The organism is Frankia sp. EI5c, from assembly GCF_001636565.1.
GTDB lineage: Bacteria > Actinomycetota > Actinomycetes > Frankiales > Frankiaceae > Parafrankia.
The window spans coordinates 98,968-116,628 of record NZ_LRTK01000021.1 but is presented as its reverse complement, the minus strand read 5'-3'; the positions used below and the strand labels follow the sequence as shown (position 1 = coordinate 116,628).

The window sequence follows — 17,661 nt, the reverse complement described above, 5'->3', positions numbered from 1 at the left end:
GACGGCACCTTCGGCCCGCCGGTGCCCCATCTCACCGGGCCGGGCCCGTCGGCGGTCGGCATCGGGGATGTGACCGGGGACGGCATCGCCGACCTGGCCGCGGGCAACGCCGGGAACGCGACCGTGTCGGTACTGCCGGGTGCCGGCGACGGCTCGTTCACGGGCGAGTGGATCTCCCTCGTCGGCCCGGGGCCGGTCGCACTGGTGGTGGACGACCTTCGGGGGGACGGCGGCGCCGGCGACGTGGCGGTGGCCAACGGCCAGGGCAGCACCGTGACGGTGTTGTTGAGCAGCTCAGGCCACCCGCTGACCCGGTGTTCTGGCGCCCCGGGCGGGCTGCGGGCAGGGTGATGCCCAGCGGGGCCGACCGGCCCGCGTGTGCCGACAGCGACCTGTCGCCTGACCGGAGGCCCGAGGACTGCGCATGCCTACTGTTGACCGCCACAACGACGTGTTCCTCGTCGATCTCGGGGACGGCGAGAACCGGTTCCATCCCGACTGGATCGCCGCCGTGAACGAGGCGCTCGACGAGGTGGAACGGGCGGACGGGCCGCGTGCCCTGGTGACCACCGGCGGGGGCCGGTTCTACTCGAACGGCCTCGACCTGGAATGGCTTTCCGCGCACGGCGAGCAGTACCAGGACTACCTCGACTCCGTGCACGGGCTCTTCGCCCGGATGCTGGCGCTACCGGTCGTCACCGTCGCGGCGGTGCAGGGGCACGCGTTCGCCGCCGGCGCGATGCTCACCCTGGCCCACGACTTCCGGGTGATGCGTGCGGACCGTGGCTTCTGGTGCCTGCCGGAGGCCGACATCAACATCCCGTTCACGCCGGCGATGTCCGCGTTGATCCAGTGCCGGCTCACGCCGCAGACCGCGCATGAGGCGATGCTCACCGCCCGCCGCTACGGCGGGTCGGCCGCGGCCGCCGCCGGCCTCGTCGACCAGGCGGTGGACGAGGCCGCGGTGCTCCCGACCGCCCTCGAGATCGCCGGAGCCCAGGCCGGCAGGGCGGGGGACACGCTCCGCACGATCAAGGCGCGCATGTACCCCGCCGTGCTGGCCGCGCTGTGGGGGGACGGCCCGGCTCAGCTGAAGGGGGAGACGAGTGTGCCGAGCCAGCCGTCATAGTCCGTCATAGCGGGTGGTCCGTCAGCGCGCGCCCAGTCTGGTCGCGCCGTCAGGTCCGGGCCGCGAGGGCCGCGCGGGCCCGGGTACGGAAGCCCTCGAGCTTCTCGTCCGGGGTGCGGGAACGCAGGCTGCGGGAGACGACCGACACGTCGTGCCCGGCCGCGGCCCGCCGCAGGGCACCCACCGTCGCCTGCTCCCGCGGCACGTGGACGAAGGGATCGAAGCTGTACCAGCGCATGGCGTTCTCGTGGCTGATCAGCCGCTGCTCGTCGGCGGGGACGCCGTTGTCGGCGAACACCGCGGCGAGGCTCTCCGGCGCCTGCGGCCACAGCGAGTCACTGTGCGGGTAGTCGGCCTCCCAGGCCATGTTCTCGACCCCGATCTTCGCCCGTAGTTCGACGCCGATCGGGTCATTGATGAAGCAGGTCAGGAAATGCTCGCGGAACACCTCGCTGGGCATCCGCCCGCCGAAGTCCTGCAACGTCCACGCGCGGTGCGTCTCGTAGGTCCGGTCGACCCGGTCGAGGAAGTAGGGGACCCAGCCGTTGCCACCCTCCGACAGGGCGATGCGCAGGTCCGGGAAGTTCTTCAGGACGCGGGACCAGAGCAGGTCGGCGGCGGCGGACTGGATGTTCATCGGCTGCAACGTGATCATGACATCCGGCGGCGAGTCCACCGCGGGAATCGACAGGCGCCCGGACGACCCGAGGTGGATGGAAAGCACCGTCCCGGTGTCGCAGCACGCGGCCCACACCGGGTCCCAGTACTCGCTGTGGAAGCTCGGGTAGCCGAGCGCGGCGGGATTCTCGGTGAAGCTGAGGGAATGGCAGCCCTTGGCCGCGCAGCGGCGGATCTCCGCCGCGGTCTGTTCGGCGTCCCAGATCACCGGGACGGCCTGGGGGATGAAGCGGCCGGGGTAGGCGCCGCACCATTCGTCGATGTGCCAGTCGTTGTAGCCGCGGACCAGCGCCAGGGAGAGATCCGCGTCGTCANTCGCGAAGACGCGGGCGGTGAACGTCGGGAACGAGGGGAAGTTCATGGACGCCAGCACGCCGCCGGCGTTCATGTCCGCCACCCGCGCGTGGACGTCGTAGCAACCCGGCCGGACCTCATCGAGGCTCTGTGGTTCGAGCCCGTACTCCTCCCGGGGGCGGCCGGCGACGGCGTTCAGTGCCGCGGTCTCCATGACGACCGAGCCGAACACCCAGACATCGTCGCCCTGCTCCGAGCGGATCATCTTCGGTGCCCGGTCGAGGTACTTCGGCGACAGGTGGTTGATGAAGAGGTCCGGCGGCTCGATCAGGTGGTCGTCCACGCTGATGAGAACCAGGTCATCGACATCCATGGCGGTATCCCTTCGGGAGCGGTTCGTGTCCGCGGGGCGCGGCGGGCGGCCGCGGCGTCACCGCACGGCTCTGATCAGCAACGGCAGGGTGTCGAGGGAGCGGATCCCCGGGGTGAAGGCTGGTTCCGCGCCGGGCCTGATCTGGTACTCCGGAATGCGCGCATGCCATTCACGCAGGACGACGCGCAGCTCCAGCCGGGCCAGGTGTGAACCGAGACAGCGGTGGACGCCGCCTCCGAAGGCCAGGTGGCGGTTCACCTCGCGGTCCCAGCGGACGCTGTCGCCGTCCGGCAGCTCGCGCTCGTCCGTGTTGGCGGAGCCGATGAACAGATAGACCTCGTCGCCGGCCCGGACGGGGCAGCCGTCCAGTTCGCTGTCACGCGTGGCGAACCGCGACACCAGCATCACCGGCGACTCCNAGCGCAGGAGCTCCTCGACGGCAGGCGGGATCAGGGTCGGGTCCGCCACGAGCTGGCGGCGCCGGTCGGGATGGCGGGCCAGGTGGGTGATGAAGCAGTCGAGCGACGCCGACACGGTGTCGAGGCCGGCGGTGAGGAACAGGAAGCAGATGTCGAGCAGGTTCTCGCGGCTGAGCCGATCACCGTCGACCTCGCTGTCCAGCAGGCGGCTGAGCAGGTCGCCCTCGCGCCGCTTCGCGCGCTCGTCGAGCACCCGGTCGAAGTAGGCGTAGATGGAGTCCGCCGTGCGGGCCTGGTAGGCCTTCACCTCGGGGTCGGCGGGGTGCTTGCCCAGCACGTGGAACGGGCGGATGACCCCGTCCTTCATGGCGAGGAAGGTCGGCAGGTCCGCCATCGGAAGGCCGAGCANGGTGAGGAACACCTGCGAGGGCAGGGGCACCGAGAACTGCCGGGCGAAGTCGATCTCAGTGGCCATGGCGAAGCCGTCGATGAGCTCGTGGACGAGCCGGGCCACCGACTCCTCCAGCGCGGCCAGCTCCTGTGGCACGAAGAGCGGATTGANGTGCTTGCGGAACCTCCGCTGCTCGGGCGGGTCCACCTCGATCGGGATCAGCGGGCGCGCGTTCCCGAGCCGGCCGTGGTGCCTGGCCGAGGAGTAGATGTCCGGGCGCCGGAAGACCTGGTCGATCTCCGCCCGCCGGCTGATGACCACGCCGGGGCCGTTCATCCCGTCGACCGGCAGGACGGGGGTGTCTCTTAATCGCGTGTAGACGGCCTGTGGATGGCTTGCCACCTCGGTCGTCATGAGATTCAGGTAGCTGCCGCCGTGGGTGTTTCCCGGCTCGTTGTGCTCCACCACTGGAGGTCCTCTCCCGCGCGGACGTGCGGACGCGCCGGCGCGAACGGCCACCGGCCGGGGTCGGAACACGAAGGGTCACCGGCCGGATGGGGACCGGAACGCCGGTGCTGCTCCGTGGCTGCCGGCAGCGGTGCCGGCGCTGTGCCGGCCGGGCAGATCCGTCAGGCGACCTGAGTCAGGCGACCTGCATCAGGTGACCTGGGTCACTTCGAATTCGAGCTGCAACGATACAGTTGCCTAGGTTCCCTGTCCAGGGGCGGGAAGGCCACCATCGGTGGCAGATATACCCAGGTAGCCTGGGGATATTCCCTCGCCTCCGGCCCATTCCAAAGATCTTGGAATTCGACTTCGTCGATATAGTTGACTCGGTGGCTGCGATGGAGCCGGGTCGCGTACCCGCGGCGCGCACCNGGCCGGCGGCCGGCGGATACTCGACACGGACGTCAAAGCGGATGTCGAACTGGAATCGGCGGCACTGACGGGGCGGCGAAGGTTGTTGACGAGCGAGGGGGAGACCGCGGGGTCCCGCGTGATCACCTCCCCGGCAGGCGGCACCGCTGAGCGGACCGTGGCCTTCCGTGTCCCGGTCCGCCGGCCCGCCCGCAAGATCGCGCATGTGCTCGCCGCGGATCTGCGGCGCCAGATCCTCGGCGGCGAGCTTGCCGTCGACCAGCGGCTGCCCCGCGAGGCCGAGCTCACCGCGGCCCTCGAAGTCTCCCGCGAGACGCTGCGCGAGGCACTGCGCATCCTTGAGTCGCAGTCCCTGCTGGAGGTGCGGCGTGGCCGCGGCGGCGGTGCCGTCGTCCGCCGCCCTGGGCTGGCAGCGGTCAGCCGCTACGTGGCGCTGCTGCTGCAGCTGCGGCAGGCGACGCTCGCGCACCTGGAAGAAGCCCGGCTCGTCGTGGAGCCGCNGGCCGCCGAGCAGCTGGCGTTACGCCGCGGCCCGGAAGGGCTGGATCACCTGGCGGCGCTGCACGAGAACGCCCGGGCGGCCGAGGCCGAGCCGCTCGCCTTCGCGGGTGCCGTGGCCGGCTTCGACCAGGCGGTGACGGACCTGGCCGGCAACCGCTCGGTCGCGGTGCTCGCCGGGGTGCTGCGTGACATCTACGCCGGGCAGGTCTACACGGCGATCCGCGTCGCCGACCCGATCCTGGCCGAGCGCAGCGCGCGCAGGGTCGTCGCCAGCCAGGGCGACTTCCTGCGGGCCGTCCGGGCAGGCGACGGGGACCGGGCGCGGCAGGCGTGGAGCGACTACCTGAGCAGCACCAGCAGGCTGCAGGTCAGCCGGAGCCGCAGCCGGCAGCAGATCGACGTGGTGCCGCTCTGGCGGGCGCAGATCGGCTCGGCCGGGAGCGGGCCCCCACCGCGGATGGCGACGGCTGTCGCGGCCGAGATCAGGTCGCGGATCGCCGAAGGCCGCCTCGTCGACGGCGCCCGGCTGCCGGCGCTCGCCGAGCTTGCCCGGGAGTTCGAGATCTCCCGCCCCACGCTGCGGGAGGCACTGCGGATCCTGGAGACCGAACGCCTGCTGGAACTGCGGACGGGCGATCGCGCCGGCCCCCGCATCCGCCATCCGTCCACCCAGGTCGCGGCCCAGCTGGCCGGGACGGCGCTGGAGGCCCGGCAGACGACGCTCGCCGACTTCTACCGGGCGATGCGGGTGATCGAGCCCGCGATGATGGGGCTCGCGGCGTCCAGGATCGGCCATGAGGCGTTGGTGACACTGCGGGCCCTGCACACCGAGCTGTCCGGCCACACCCGGGACATACCCCGCTTCGCCGACCGCTGGGGCCGGGGCAGCGCGGTGGCCTTCGGCGCGACGGGGAACCCCGCGCTGGCGGTGACCGCCGAGATCCTGCAGTGGGTACGGGTCGGCACCGAGGCGACCATCAGGTCGGAGGCCGGCGACGACTGGGTGGCAACCGCGGACCACAATGCGCGTCTGTTCGGGGAGGTGGTCGCGGCTCTGGAGGCGGGAGATCCAGCGCGGGCCGGCGCGGCCTGGTCGGCGTGCCTGGCCACGAACGCGCCCTTCATCGAATCCACCGAACTCGGACGGCGTTTGATGATCAATCTGTTCGACTGACCGATGGCGGCGCCCAACCTGGTGCCGCCCGCCTGGAGAAACGCGAGAGAAGGGATCAGTTATGAAGGTGTCCATCGACCACGATCTCTGCCAGGGGCACGCCCGCTGCTGGGACATCTGCCCCGAGGTGTTCGAGCTGGACGAGCAGGGGCACGGATTAGTCGCGGTCCCCGAGGTTCCCCCGGCGCACGAGGCGAAGGCCCGCGAGGCCGCGGAGAACTGCCCGGAAAGGGCGATCAGCATAAGCTGACGGCTCCAACGGCTCCAACGGCTCCAACGGCTCCAACGGCTCCAACGGCTTCGGTGGGTCGGTGCGGCGCGGTGCGGTGCGACGGAACCTGCGGCGGGTGTGGTCAAAGGCAGCCGCCTGACCACACCCGCCGCCACCTGGGTGACTGACTGGGCACGTTCCGTCTATTGGCATGCGCCAAAAAGTGTCGGATTTGCACCCGTTCGCACCAGAACCCCCTTTTTCTTCCGAAACTAACGGTCGAGAGAGGGGGCGTCCGATGCGGCAACGCCTGGTGAAGGTCTGGCAGCGTCCCGTGCGGCTGGGGCGCGACATGAGCGGGTGGACGCACCGACATCCGCGGGTGAGCGCCGCGGCCGGTGCCGCCTGCCTGCTTCTGCTGGTCGCGGTCGCCCTGATGCCGGCCCCCGGGCCGGCCGCGGTGCGGGACGCCGCCGGGTCGCCCGCCGTCACCCCCGCCGGGTCGCCGGCCGGGTCGCGGGACGTCGCCGCCTCGGTGGCCCTGGACCCGGCGGGCCCGTCCACCCTCGTACCGCGCCCGGTCGAGCCGGTGGTGCCCGCCGACCGGGCCTCCGGCCGGATGCCCGCGCCCGTGGGGACTGTCGCGACCAGCGCGCCCCCTGCTCCCGGCTCCGGCACCGCTCCTGCCCCGCGATCCGTCGCCTCGGCGTCCGCGGCGGCGCGGACCAGCCCGGGCACCGCACCCACCACGCGGACCGACCCGCCGAAGCCGGCGGGGTCCACGCCCGCCGCCGCGTCGAAGTTCTACCGCTCCTGCTTCGAGGTGCGTGCCGCGGGCGCCGCTCCGCTGTATGCGAACGAGCCGGGGTACCGGGTGGGGCTCGATCCGGATCGCGACGGCGTGGCCTGTGGGCGCGCTCCGGCGGCGCGGTGCACGGCCGCACCGGCGGACATTCCCGTCCTGACCCGCTTCGGCTGCTGGCTTTCCAGCCTCGGGATGGCCTGAGCGTCACGTCGCCCGCGTCCCGCGGCCCGCGTCCGCCNTGTGACGATAAGCGGAAGGTAGTCGTCCGCTTGCTGTTGGTGGCTGTTGTGGCGGATGCTCTGACCTGCACGGATCCGGCGCCTGCCCGGTACTCGCGAGCCCGAGATGTCGCCGATGACGGCAAGGGCCGAAGTTCCTTGCTCGCGGGGTGTGCCGCACGTCAGTCTGCTTACAGGCGCTGATGGCGGCGCCGGCGCGGCACGGGATGGGAAAGGGATCTGACTGTGACGGACGACCTCTACTGGGACCCCTTCGACAAGATCATCGATGTCGACCCGTACCCCGTGTGGCGGCGGATGCGTGACGAGGCGCCGGTCTACCGCAACGACAAGTTCGACTTCTACGCCTTCTCCCGGCACAAGGATGTCGATGAGGCGCTGGTCGACCCCGCGACGTACAGCTCCGCGCACGGAACGGTGCTGGAGCTCATGGGTCCGGAGCCGATGCACAGCGGCCAGATCATCTTCATGGACCCGCCGACGCACACCCTGATGCGGGTGCTCGTCTCGCGCGCGTTCACGCCGCGGCGGATCGCCGCGCTGGAGGACCACATCCGCCAGGTGTGTGCCGAGCTGCTCGACCACCAGGTCGGCAGCGGCGGGTTCGACTACGTGCAGGACTTCGCCGCGCCGCTGCCCTCGCTGGTGATCTCCCACCTGATCGGGGTCAACCCGGAGGACCGGGAGGAGATCCGCCAGACCATCGACCAGACCTTCCACATCGAGGAAGGCAAGGGGATGATCAACGACATCTCCTTCGCCGCCCAGATCAAGCTGCACACCTACTTCTCCGAGCAGATCGACGCGCGGCGCCGGGAACCGCGCGACGACATGATGACCGGCCTCGCCCAGGCCGAGATCACCACGGACGAGGGGACCCGGCGCCTCAGCACCTCGGAGGCGGCCGACTTCACCAACCTGCTGGTCGCCGCCGGTACGGAAACCGTCGCCCGGCTGCTCGGCTGGGCCTGCGACCTGCTGGACTCGCACCCCGACCAGCGCGCCGACCTGGCCGCGGACACTTCGCTGGTGCCGAACGCGCTCGAGGAGACGCTGCGCTACGAAGCGCCGTCACCGGTGCAGGGCCGCATCCTCACCCGGGACGTCGTGCTGCACGGCACCGAGATCCCGGCCAAGTCGCGGATCCTGCTGCTCACCGCCTCCGCCGGCCGGGACGAGCGCAAGTACCCCGATGCCGACCGCTATGACGTCAGGCGGCGGTTCGACAGCCACGTCTCGTTCGGCCACGGCCCGCACTTCTGCCTGGGCGCGTCACTGGCCCGGATGGAAGGCCGCATCGCGCTGGAGGAGACCCTGCGCCGCTTCCCGACCTGGCAGGTCGACCGGGACCGCCTGGTGCGCCTGCACACCAGCACGGTGCGTGGGTACGAGAAGCTGCCCGTCATCGTCTGATCATCCGCTGCCGGCAGCCGCCTGCCCGCCGTTCGTCCCGTCGGCGGCCGCCTGCCCGCCGTTCGCCTGCCGCCCGCCGGTCGTCCCGCCGCCGGCCGGGCGGGTGGGCGAGAAGGCGGGGACGGCCCGGACAGCGGCCAGGGTCTCCCGCACCTGGTCCGGGTCGAAGGATGCCGGCGGGGCGAAAGCCACCCGGGTGACCAGGCCGCCGAGGCGTTCGGCGAGGCGGGCGGGCAGCTCGGCGGGCGTGGCGACGATACCGAACGCGTCGATCACGTCGTCCTCGATCAGAGCCGGCATCTCGGCCCACCGGTTCTGCTTCGACAGCACCGTCAGCTCGTCGCCGAGAGCTCCCCAGCCGTGCAGTTCCAGGACCGGTCGGTAGGTCGGCGTGGAGGCGTAGAAGGCGATCTGGGAACGCATTCTCGCCACGCCCTCGACGATCTCCCGGTCGCTGCCCGTCGCCACGAAACCGCCGGCGAGGATCTCGAACCCGTCAAGGGTGCGGCCGGTCTGTGCCCGGCCCCGCTCCAGCGCGGGAATGGTGTGCTCGCGGATCCACCGCGGAGTGGTGAACCAGTGGCACTGAAAGCCGTCCGCGACCTCGCCGGCGACCTGGGTCATGACGTCACCGACACCGGCGAGGAGCACCGGTGGCGGCCCGAACGGGTGCGGTTTCGGGACGAACGCCGGTGGCATCAGGGTGTGTCGGTAGTACTCGCCTTCGAAGGCGAGGGGAATTCCGTCCGACCAGCACGACCAGATCGCCCGCATCGCCAGGACGAATTCCCGCAGCTGCGCCGCGGGCCGGCCCCACGGCATGGAGAAACGCCGGGTTATGTGCGCCCGCACCTGTGAGCCGAGACCGAGGCGCAGCCGCCCCGCGGAGAAGCGCTGCAGGTCGTGCGCGGTGTAGGCGAGTGACATGGGGGAGCGGGCCAGCGCGACCGTGATCGAGGTGCCCAGTTCCAGCCGGCTGGTCGCGTGCGCCGCGAGGGTCAGCGGCAGGAACGGGTCGTGGTTGACCTCACCGGTCCAGATCCCGTCGTAGCCGGTCTCCTGGGCGGAGCGGGCCTGTTCCACGGCGAGCTCCGCCGGGCCCAGCGTCGTGTCGACCTTCACGGGCAGCCTCTCTCGACGTGGACGGGGAGAAAAAACCTAACATTCGTCTTTCCGTGGGTCCCGCGATGTGACCCGCGGGCCGGGATGGGACGGGCCGCGCCGAGTCGAGGCGGCGGGCGGGGGCGGCGATTCAGGTGGTCCAGTGGGAGATCCGGCGGTGGGACGGTGCGTGACNGCCCAACAAAACCCGTATCGGGACAACACTTCTTTCACTTCCGCGCGGCGGGCGGAACGGGGCCTGTGCAGCCGGTATGTTGTGCGCCTGAAAGCGGTGAGCGCCGAGGCCCGGCGTTCACCTGCCCTCATCGTGGAGGTCTCCCATGAAGCGCGCCGGCCTGATCGTCATGTTCCTCGCCCTCGTCGGTGGTGGGTTCCTCGTGCGGCGCCAGCGCGCCAGCTAGTCCGGGACGCTCCGCGTGCGCGTCCCGGGCTGACCCGAGGGTCGACCTAGACTTCGGCGGGTGCACCGACCCGAGTCCTCGATCTTCGACGTGCTCGACCCCGGCCTCGAACAGGCGGTCGTTGACTACGCGCGGACGAGGATGAGCCTCGACCCGGTGCCGCNGGACGGGACCAGCACCCCCGCCGAGCTGGCGCGGCGGGCCGGGCAGACGATCACCCCGGAGGGCATCGGCGGGCTCGCCGCGCTGCGGCTCTTCGACGAGGTACTGTCCCGAGCCTGTATCTCGGCGGACCACCCGCGCAATCTCGCGTTCATCCCGGCGGCGCCGACCCGCGCCTCCATTCTGTTCGACCTGGTGGTCGGTGCCTCGTCCATCTACGGCGGGAGCTGGATGGAGGGCGGCGGCGCGATCCACGCCGAGAACCAGGCCCTGCGCTGGTTGTCCGACCTAGTCGGATTCCCGGCGGAGGCCGGCGGCGTCTTCGTCCAGGGGGGCACTCTCGGCAATCTGTCCGCCCTGGTCGCGGCGCGGCATGCGGAGCGGGCACGGCGGGCCGCGCATGGTCTTCCCATGCCACCACGCTGGCGTTTCCTCTGCGGCGCCGAGGCGCATTCATCACTGCGGCAGGCCGCGGAGGTGATGGATGTCGACCTGGTCCTCGTCCCGGCCGACAGCGCCGGGCGGCTGACCGGCCAGGCCGTGGCGGCAGCCCTGGACGGCCCGGGCGCGGGGGTGTTCGCGGTCGTCGCCACCGCGGGCAGCACCCAGTTCGGAATAGTCGACGACATCCGCGGGATCGTCGAGGCCGCCCACGCCCGGGGGGTGTGGGTGCACGTCGACGGTGCCTACGGGCTCGCNGGCATCGCCGCGCCCCGAGCGCGGCACCTGTTCGACGGGGTCGGGGACGCGGACTCCTTCATCGTCGATCCGCACAAGTGGTTGTTCGCCCCGTTCGACGCGTGCGCGCTGGTCTACCGTGACCCGGCCGTCGCGCGGGCCGCCCACGCCCAGCACGCGGGGTATCTCGACGTCCTGGACCGCAACGGCGCCTGGAACCCGTCCGACTTCCACATCGGGCTGTCCCGCCGGGTACGCGGCCTGCCGTTCTGGTTCTCGCTCGCGACCCACGGGACGCTCGCCTACAGCCGGGCCGTCGAGCGTTGCCTGGCGACGGCCCGGGCCGCGGCCGACCGGGTCCGGGCGCTGCCCCATGTGGAACTCGTGCGTGAGCCGGAGCTGTCAGTCGTCGTCCTGCGCCGGCTCGGCTGGGCACCCGAGGACTATCACCGGTGGACCCAGCGACTTCTCCGGTGCGGCCTCGCCTTCGTCACTCCCACGGTGCACAACGGCGAGACGGTGACCCGCTTCGCGATCGTCAATCCGTTGACGACGGTGGCGGACATCGACCGGATCCTCGCGACCATGGCTGACGGAACCGGCTGATCCGCCGTGCCTGTGGTGCACCGGGAATTCCGGCGCGACAGGAGTTTGCACGGAGGATCCACGAAAGTGGCCGGATCCCGGCCGGAATGCCCGGGACCCGGCTTTCCTCACCGGCTGGCCAGCCGCGGCCTGGTCAGTACCCGACCGTGTACCGCTTGTTGCGGAAACGCGGCTTCTCCGCCTCGTCGATGACGGCGATCGCGAAGTCCTCGTGCGAGATTCCCATGTTGCCCTGGGCATCCATCACCGGACGGTCGCTCGCGGTGCGGTAGGCCTCCCGACGGCGTCCCGGGCCGAAGTTGCGCGGCGGCGGGGTGATACAGGACCACTTCATGCTGCCCTTGGCCGCGCGCAGCACGTCCAGGGCGTCGGCCTGGTCAAGGGCCTCCTTGCGCTCGGCGGCGGGGAAGTCGGCCGTGTCGAGGGTCCGCTCGCCGTCGGCGTTCTCCAGCAGCCCGCCATTGCTGACGTGGATGACCGACGGTGCCTTGTTGCCGAGCTTGTTCGCGACGTCGACGATGGTGCGGGCGACATTGGCGTGCTCGGGCCGGGCTGACCCGGCGAGCGCGACAATCATGACGTCCGCGTTCTGGGCCTGCTGCGCAACCGCGTCGCGGGAGGTGACATCCCCGGCGACCGCCCTGGCCTGGCGGGGCATTCCGTTCATTGCCTTCTGGTCCTGGTCGACCGCCGTGACCTCGTGGCCGCGCCTTACGGCCTCGGCGACGATGGAACGTCCTACCTGACCACCGGCACCGAGAACAACGATCCTTGCCATTCATGACCTCCGGACTCGGTTGACTGAAGCCACCGTGGAAAAACGATCCGCTGGATGCAGCGCAACAGCGGCATGGTCACGGTTGTTTACCTTGCGCATCGACTATGACACGCTCCGGAGTCAACGCAACTCGGTGTCGTTTGCGATCGGAACAGCGAGGCGAACGCCGGCGGTACTCCAGGCGGGGCCGCGGCCCGTCCGGCGGGACCGTCGATTTGTCCGGTGAGACCGGGGCTGTCAGCTGCTTTCGGAGGCGACCGTGCGGAAGGCGACAAAAACCCGGCGCGGCCCCGGAGGACGGGGGAGCACTCGAAGGAGCCCGCTGCCGACAGAAACGGCGAGCCGAAAATGCCCGCCCTTCGGCGGGCACAGCCAGTACATCAACGAGCGGTGGAGGTGGGATTTGAACCCACGGAGGGGTTGCCCCCTCACACGCTTTCGAGGCGTGCGCCCTCGGCCACTAGGCGACTCCACCGCAAGCTAGCTTACGCGACGCCGTGCTGGTCCGGTTCGCCGGGGTGGGTGAACGGCGGGTGTCCCGGCCGGCCCGGCCGGCCGGGGGCGCGGCGGGCGGCCCGCCGACCGTCGAAGAAGGCGGCGAGCTGCTCCGAACACTCCCGTTCGCGGACGCCGGCGATCACTTCGGGGCGGTGGTTCAACCGCCGGTCCCGGACGACATCCCACAGCGAGCCGACGGCGCCGGCCTTGTCGTCGACCGCTCCGTACACCAGCCGGTCGACCCGGGCGAGGACGAGCGCTCCCGCACACATCGTGCAGGGCTCGAGGGTCACCACCAGTGTCGCTCCGCCCAGCCGCCAGGAACCCAGCTCGGCCGCGGCCTGGCGCAGCGCGAGGACCTCCGCGTGCGCGGTCGGGTCGGCACCGGCCTCCCGCGCGTTGTGGCCGCGGCCCAGCACCCGGCCGTCGGCGGCGACGACCACGGCACCCACCGGGACGTCGCCGGCCGCCTCGGCCAGCGCGGCTTCGGCCAGCGCGAGGCCCATGACCCGGTGGTAGCCGTCCTCCGCGGGGGCCTCGGCGGCCCCCGCGGAAAGGTCAGCCACGGGCCTCGTCGAAGATCTCCCCGGCGCCGGCCCGCTCGCTGATGGCGCTGATCACATCGGCCGGCAGCATGCCCTCCTCGGCGATCAGCTCGAGCAGCGCCTCGGTGGAGATCCCGAGATCCTCCAGGAGATCCAGGTCCCCGACGGGTGAGGCCTGGCCGACCGGCGCGTCGTCCGAGTCGTCGTCGAGCGCCACCATGGACGGCAGCGCGTCGGCGAACAGGCGCTCGGCGTGCTCGGAGGTCAACAGGACCNGGCGGTCGGAGAGGAAGACCTTCGGGTCCGGGTACCGAGCGGTGATCCGCACGATGGCGAGGTACTCGTCGTCCTCCTCGACGAACGCGACCACGGTGCCTGAGGAGAGGTCGTGCATGGCGTCGACGAGCGAGTCGAGATCCTCCATGCCGGCGATATCGAGGTCGTGGGCCGTCCATCGCTCGCCGTTCTGAGCGATCGCTATCCCCTTGGTGCTCACGGTCTGTCCTCACGTCCCTTCCCGCCGGGTCTCGCGTGTCCTCGTACGGTCCGTGCGTCCGCCGACCCGGGGTGATGNCGCTTCCTTCCTGTGATTCTCACCGCTGGCCGTCCTACTCATCCATCAGGGGCCGAGCTGGGCCACTCATGAGTGCCGCGGCACGGCTGCGGCGGGCGGAAACGGGCGGAAGGCCACGGAAGACCACGGCGGCCACGGAAGACCACGGAAGAGCACAACGGCCGCGGAAGGTCGCGGCTGGTGGGAGGAGGCGAACCGGAACGCCCCGGCGTCCAGCAAAGGGCACGAACGGCGCACAGCCCGGGGTCCGCATCACACCCGGGCGGGCGCATGGCACTCTTGAGGCGCGATGATGACACCCCTGCCACGCCGGCTCACCGTCCGCACCCAGCTCGCGCTCGCAGCCGAGCGGCTGGCCGCGGGAGCCTCCCGCCGCCTGGGCCGCGGTTCCGGGGAGATGATCGGCGGCAAGCTCGCCCTGCGGATCTCCCCGTCGGCCCTCGCGGAGGTCGGCGGCGACCGCCCGACCGCCTGCGTCTCGGCCACGAACGGCAAGACGACCACCACCAGGCTGCTCGCCCGGGCGCTCGGCACCCTCGGGCCGGTGAAGTCGAACAGCGGCGGCGCGAACATGGCGCCGGGGGTGCTGGCCGCCCTGGCCAGGCCGCCGTACGACTCCCCGGCGGCCCTGGAGGTCGACGAGATCTGGCTGCCGAAGGTCGCCCGGGCGATCCGTCCTCGGGTGGTACTGCTGCTCAACATCTCGCGGGACCAGCTTGACCGTTCGAACGAGACCCGCCGGATCGCCGCGCTCTGGCGGGAGCTGGGCGCCGACCTGCGCGGCACGACCGTCGTGGCCAACGTGGACGACCCACTGGTCGCCTGGGCGTCGATGACCTGGTCGCGCCAGGTGTGGGTGTCGGCCGGCCAGAACTGGACCGCCGACGCGATGGTCTGCCCGCAGTGCGCCCGGCTGCTGCACCGCAACGAGAGTGGCTGGTGGTGCGAGTGCGGGCTGGCCCGGCCGGAGCCGATCGTCTCCGTGGCCGGTCTCGGCGAGCTGATGTGGTTCGGCCGGCGCATCCCGGCGCACATCGACCTTCCCGGACGGGTCAACCTGGCGAACGCGGCGATGGCCGCCGCCGCCGCCCGTGAGTTCGGTGTCGAGGTCGAGGACGCCCTGGCCGCCATGCGCGGGATCGGCGACGTCCAGGGCCGCTACCAGGAGGTCCCGCTCGGCCCGGACGGGCGGCATGCCCGGCTGCTGCTCGCGAAGAACCCGGCCGGCTGGGTGGAGATGATGGAGCTGCTGAACTCCTCGCCGCCCCGGCCGGTCGTCATCGACTTCAACTCGCAGACGGCGGACGGCCGTGACCCGTCCTGGATCTGGGACGTGCCCTTCGAGCGGCTCTCCGGCCGTCAGGTGCTCGTCACCGGCGGCCGCAAGGAGGACATGAGCGTGCGCCTCGCCTATGCGGAGGTTCCCNACACCGTCCACGCCGACGCCGAGGCCGCCGCCGCGGCGGCGAACGACAAGATGGTGGACGTCGTGGCGAACTACACCGCCTTCCGCGACCTGCTCGTGCGGACGACCCGGTGATCCGCCCGTCGGCGACCCGGATCGCCCTGATCTACCCGGAGCTGCTCGGCACCTACGGCGACGGCGGCAACGCGATCGTGCTCGCGCAGCGGCTGCGCTGGCGGGGGCTGCGGGCCGAGATCGTGGAGGTGCCCGCCGGTGAGGTGGTGCCGTCCGACTGCGACATCTACCTGCTCGGCGGTGGTGAGGACGAGCCGCAGGTGCTCGCCGCCGACGGCATGCGCCGCAACCGTTCGCTGGTGCGCGCGGTGTCGGGTGGGGCGGCTGTGCTGGCCGTGTGCGCCGGCTACCAGGTGATCGGCACCAACTTCCCGGCGGGCGAGGGCCGGCTGCACGACGGGGTCAACCTCATCGACGTGGAGACCCGGCGCTCGTTCGACCCGCCGGACGCCCCTGTCCCGCCGCGCGCGGTCGGCGACATCGTGGTGGAGCCGAGCCCGGAGCTGGGCCTGCCGACGCTCTACGGGTACGAGAACCACGGCGGGCGCACCCGGGCGCTGCCCGGTGCCAGCGGCATCCCCCTCGGGTCGGTCCGGGTCGGTGTCGGGAACGGGACGCCGGACCGCACCGACGGCCTGGTGGACGGCAGGGTCATCGGTACTTATCTGCACGGGCCGGTGCTGGCGCAGAACCCGGCGCTGGCCGATCTGCTGCTGACCTGGGTGCACGGCCCGCTGGCCCCGCTGGACGGCCCCCGCGAGGTGGGCGTCCTGAGGGAGGCCAGAGCGCGCGCGCTCGCGGATGTCTGAGCCGCCAGGGCGCGTCCGACGNGGCACGTGGGTGCCGCCGGGTGTCGTCCTGACCGGGTCTACCGGGGCGCGCTGAGCGGAATACGGCGATTCCCGGACGCGGGGTGTGGTTCGGTTGGAGCGTGGCGTCGAATCCTCTCGCCGGTTGGTGGGGCAAGAACAAGAAAAAAGCGATCATCATCGGGGTCGCCCTGGTTGCCGTCTGGTGGTTGGCCGCTGGCCGAGGCCATCCCGAGGTCGAAAGGACCGCAATCCCGGATGGGTATCCGTCGGCCGGCCGGGAGGTGCTCGTCCAGGCGCCTTCCGACCCGGATGACCCGCTACCCCTGGTGATCATCCTGCATGACGGTAATTCCGACGTGGAGACACTGGAGCGGGAGAGCAAGGCGTCTTCGCTCGCCAATCGAAGGGACCTCGCGCTCGCCTTCCCGGAGGCGGTCGCCGGAACCTGGCGGCTGGACGACCCGAACGGCTCCGACCTGCAGTATCTGCGCGATGTCGTGCGTTTCATGGACGAGAAGCGCACGGACGTGGATCCGGACCGGGTCTACGTCTGGGGCGTCGGGGAGGGCGCGCGGCTCGCGCTGCTCGCGGCCTGCGGCACCGGCACCCCGACCTTCGCGGCGGTCGGCGTGGTGGGGCAGTTCGAAACCGAGCCCGGCCCGACGTGTGACAGCGTCACCCCGCATGGTCGGGTGGCGGAGACGAAATGGGACGGCGATGTTACCGACGCCCTGTGGAAGTTCTCCCGGGACCTGCGCCGCACCGCGTGATGGCGCCGCGGCCGTGTCGTCGGCGCCGTATCGGGGGCGAGGGTACGCGCTGTGACGGGCGGCCCGGGACGCCCGGTGTTTACGTTAGCTGAAAATAACTAGTCACTTAGCCTGCGCGGCGGCCGCGGCTGGAGATGGCGCCGAGCCGTTGGCCTGGTCGGGGTATTGCGCTTCCTGCCCGGGTGTGATCTACCGGTCGGTGCCCGAGAGTGCGCAGGGTCGGGAAACGGCGCCGGGCCCCGGCCGCCGACCCCGTGTGGGGTGGGCGACCGGGGCCCGGATTGGTCCGTCGACGTCGCCGGGAGGGGGGGTAACGGCCCCGACGGACCAGAAGGTGGCCGGAAGATCGGAGGGTCCGCTGGCCGCCCGTCCAATGGGGGGGGGATTGGACTGACGACCAGCGGAGTCCGGGGCCTTCCGGCCGGACGGACGTCAGATGGGGGGGTATCTGACGTCCGTCCCACCGGAAGGATCTCGGTTGGTGCGGCGGGCGGTTCCAGGTGTTCGCCGGTTGGGTTTGTATGGCAGGTGTTGATGCCCGATGGTCGCATTCTGGACGGTTTTCGCCGCATCTACACCGCTTATGCCGAAGTAGAATGATGTCGCAACGGCCTACCGGGTAGCGAAGTGACCTGCGTACGGGTGTGGTACTGCCTCAGATGCGTGGCTCACGGCCTGCTTCGCATCACCCGAGAGGGTGCGGGAGGGTCCTCGGTCCGGTGCAGGGGA

The 17,661-nt window shown here is 71.3% G+C and carries 13 protein-coding genes, 1 tRNA gene and 11 pseudogenes; 13 read left to right on the top strand and 12 right to left on the bottom strand.

Features of this window, described 5'->3' with window-relative positions; all coding sequences use genetic code 11:
• Window positions 1-351 (top strand): FG-GAP-like repeat-containing protein (locus tag UG55_RS29970; RefSeq protein ID WP_206779366.1); only part of this gene is annotated, 351 nt, incomplete at its 5' end.
• Window positions 352-424: 73 nt separating this feature from the next.
• Entirely contained in the window at window positions 425-1,129 is a 705-nt protein-coding gene (locus tag UG55_RS12480; RefSeq protein ID WP_066067276.1) for an enoyl-CoA hydratase-related protein, read from the top strand.
• A gap of 49 nt (window positions 1,130-1,178) precedes the next feature.
• Here UG55_RS12480 and UG55_RS12475 read toward each other — a convergent pair.
• The 6 pseudogenes from UG55_RS12475 to UG55_RS36125 all read right to left on the bottom strand — a co-directional run.
• Window positions 1,179-2,121: pseudogene (locus UG55_RS12475) on the bottom strand (amidohydrolase family protein); the annotation flags it as partial.
• Between the two features lies 1 nt (window position 2,122).
• A pseudogene (locus UG55_RS47065) lies at window positions 2,123-2,474 on the bottom strand (amidohydrolase); the annotation flags it as partial.
• A gap of 57 nt (window positions 2,475-2,531) precedes the next feature.
• A pseudogene (locus UG55_RS36135) lies at window positions 2,532-2,892 on the bottom strand (cytochrome P450); the annotation flags it as partial.
• A gap of 1 nt (window position 2,893) precedes the next feature.
• A pseudogene (locus tag UG55_RS36130) lies at window positions 2,894-3,301 on the bottom strand (cytochrome P450); the annotation flags it as partial.
• Between the two features lies 1 nt (window position 3,302).
• Window positions 3,303-3,454: pseudogene (locus tag UG55_RS47060) on the bottom strand (cytochrome P450); the annotation flags it as partial.
• Window position 3,455: 1 nt separating this feature from the next.
• Window positions 3,456-3,749 (bottom strand): annotated as a pseudogene (locus tag UG55_RS36125) (cytochrome P450); the annotation flags it as partial.
• Between the two features lie 532 nt (window positions 3,750-4,281).
• On the opposite strand from UG55_RS36125, the pseudogene UG55_RS36120 reads away from it, so the two are divergent.
• The 5 genes and pseudogenes from UG55_RS36120 to UG55_RS12450 form a co-directional block, all read left to right on the top strand.
• Window positions 4,282-4,663 (top strand): annotated as a pseudogene (locus UG55_RS36120) (FadR/GntR family transcriptional regulator); the annotation flags it as partial.
• Between the two features lies 1 nt (window position 4,664).
• Window positions 4,665-5,838, top strand: a 1,174-nt coding sequence (locus UG55_RS12465) for an FCD domain-containing protein (protein ID WP_255360470.1), incomplete at its 5' end; no start/stop codon positions are given.
• 61 nt (window positions 5,839-5,899) lie between these two features.
• Window positions 5,900-6,088 (top strand): ferredoxin, encoded by a 189-nt coding sequence (locus UG55_RS12460; RefSeq protein WP_066067270.1) that lies wholly within the window; start codon window positions 5,900-5,902, stop codon window positions 6,086-6,088.
• Between the two features lie 259 nt (window positions 6,089-6,347).
• Window positions 6,348-7,055, top strand: coding sequence for an excalibur calcium-binding domain-containing protein (locus UG55_RS29470; RefSeq protein WP_066067267.1), 708 nt, complete (start codon window positions 6,348-6,350; stop codon window positions 7,053-7,055).
• 263 nt (window positions 7,056-7,318) lie between these two features.
• The gene (locus UG55_RS12450) at window positions 7,319-8,506 is read left to right on the top strand and encodes a cytochrome P450 (RefSeq protein ID WP_066067264.1); all 1,188 of its coding nucleotides are present in this window, start codon (window positions 7,319-7,321) and stop codon (window positions 8,504-8,506) included.
• On the opposite strand, the gene UG55_RS12445 is transcribed toward UG55_RS12450, so the two are convergent.
• On the bottom strand, window positions 8,507-9,628 hold the full coding sequence (locus UG55_RS12445; RefSeq protein ID WP_083986715.1) for a TIGR03617 family F420-dependent LLM class oxidoreductase: 1,122 nt from the start codon (window positions 9,626-9,628) through the stop codon (window positions 8,507-8,509).
• A 565-nt stretch (window positions 9,629-10,193) separates the two neighbouring features.
• On the opposite strand from UG55_RS12445, the pseudogene UG55_RS36115 reads away from it, so the two are divergent.
• Both UG55_RS36115 and UG55_RS36110 read left to right on the top strand, forming a co-directional pair.
• Window positions 10,194-10,889: pseudogene (locus UG55_RS36115) on the top strand (pyridoxal phosphate-dependent decarboxylase family protein); the annotation flags it as partial.
• Window position 10,890: 1 nt separating this feature from the next.
• A partial coding sequence (locus UG55_RS36110; RefSeq protein ID WP_242424236.1) for a pyridoxal-dependent decarboxylase occupies window positions 10,891-11,475 on the top strand: 585 nt, incomplete at its 5' end.
• Window positions 11,476-11,608: 133 nt separating this feature from the next.
• On the opposite strand, the gene UG55_RS12435 is transcribed toward UG55_RS36110, so the two are convergent.
• The 5 genes and pseudogenes from UG55_RS12435 to UG55_RS36100 form a co-directional block, all read right to left on the bottom strand.
• Entirely contained in the window at window positions 11,609-12,253 is a 645-nt protein-coding gene (locus UG55_RS12435) for an NAD(P)-dependent oxidoreductase (RefSeq protein WP_066067259.1), read from the bottom strand.
• Window positions 12,254-12,641: 388 nt separating this feature from the next.
• Window positions 12,642-12,728, bottom strand: a tRNA-Ser gene (locus tag UG55_RS12430).
• Window positions 12,729-12,738: 10 nt separating this feature from the next.
• Window positions 12,739-13,257, bottom strand: a complete 519-nt coding sequence (gene tadA, locus UG55_RS12425) for a tRNA adenosine(34) deaminase TadA (protein ID WP_083986719.1) — start codon at window positions 13,255-13,257, stop codon at window positions 12,739-12,741.
• 52 nt (window positions 13,258-13,309) lie between these two features.
• Window positions 13,310-13,571: pseudogene (locus tag UG55_RS36105) on the bottom strand (tRNA adenosine deaminase); the annotation flags it as partial.
• Window position 13,572: 1 nt separating this feature from the next.
• Window positions 13,573-13,792 (bottom strand): annotated as a pseudogene (locus UG55_RS36100) (tRNA adenosine deaminase); the annotation flags it as partial.
• Window positions 13,793-14,159: 367 nt separating this feature from the next.
• On the opposite strand from UG55_RS36100, the pseudogene UG55_RS12415 reads away from it, so the two are divergent.
• The 4 genes and pseudogenes from UG55_RS12415 to UG55_RS12405 all read left to right on the top strand — a co-directional run.
• A pseudogene (locus UG55_RS12415) lies at window positions 14,160-15,296 on the top strand (MurT ligase domain-containing protein); the annotation flags it as partial.
• Window position 15,297: 1 nt separating this feature from the next.
• The coding region (locus UG55_RS36095) for a hypothetical protein (protein WP_242424243.1) at window positions 15,298-15,410 on the top strand (113 nt) is incomplete at its 5' end.
• Window positions 15,407-16,159, top strand: coding sequence for a type 1 glutamine amidotransferase (locus tag UG55_RS12410; protein WP_066067251.1), 753 nt, complete (start codon window positions 15,407-15,409; stop codon window positions 16,157-16,159). The genes UG55_RS36095 and UG55_RS12410, both read left to right, overlap by 4 nt.
• A gap of 104 nt (window positions 16,160-16,263) precedes the next feature.
• Window positions 16,264-16,932 carry a PHB depolymerase family esterase gene (locus UG55_RS12405; RefSeq protein WP_066067248.1) on the top strand — a complete coding sequence of 223 codons (669 nt, stop codon included), beginning with the start codon at window positions 16,264-16,266 and terminating at the stop codon, window positions 16,930-16,932.
• Window positions 16,933-17,661: the final 729 nt, after the last annotated feature.

Bases quoted from the DNA above. Each gene is read 5' to 3' on its own strand.
- UG55_RS12480 (WP_066067276.1), top strand. From the start codon at position 425: ATGCCTACTGTTGACCGCCACAACGACGTGTTCCTCGTCGATCTCGGG.
- UG55_RS29470 (WP_066067267.1), top strand. From the start codon at position 6,348: ATGCGGCAACGCCTGGTGAAGGTCTGGCAGCGTCCCGTGCGGCTGGGG.
- tadA (WP_083986719.1), bottom strand. From the start codon at position 13,257: ATGGGCCTCGCGCTGGCCGAAGCCGCGCTGGCCGAGGCGGCCGGCGAC.
- UG55_RS12460 (WP_066067270.1), top strand. From the start codon at position 5,900: ATGAAGGTGTCCATCGACCACGATCTCTGCCAGGGGCACGCCCGCTGC.
- UG55_RS12435 (WP_066067259.1), bottom strand. From the start codon at position 12,253: ATGGCAAGGATCGTTGTTCTCGGTGCCGGTGGTCAGGTAGGACGTTCC.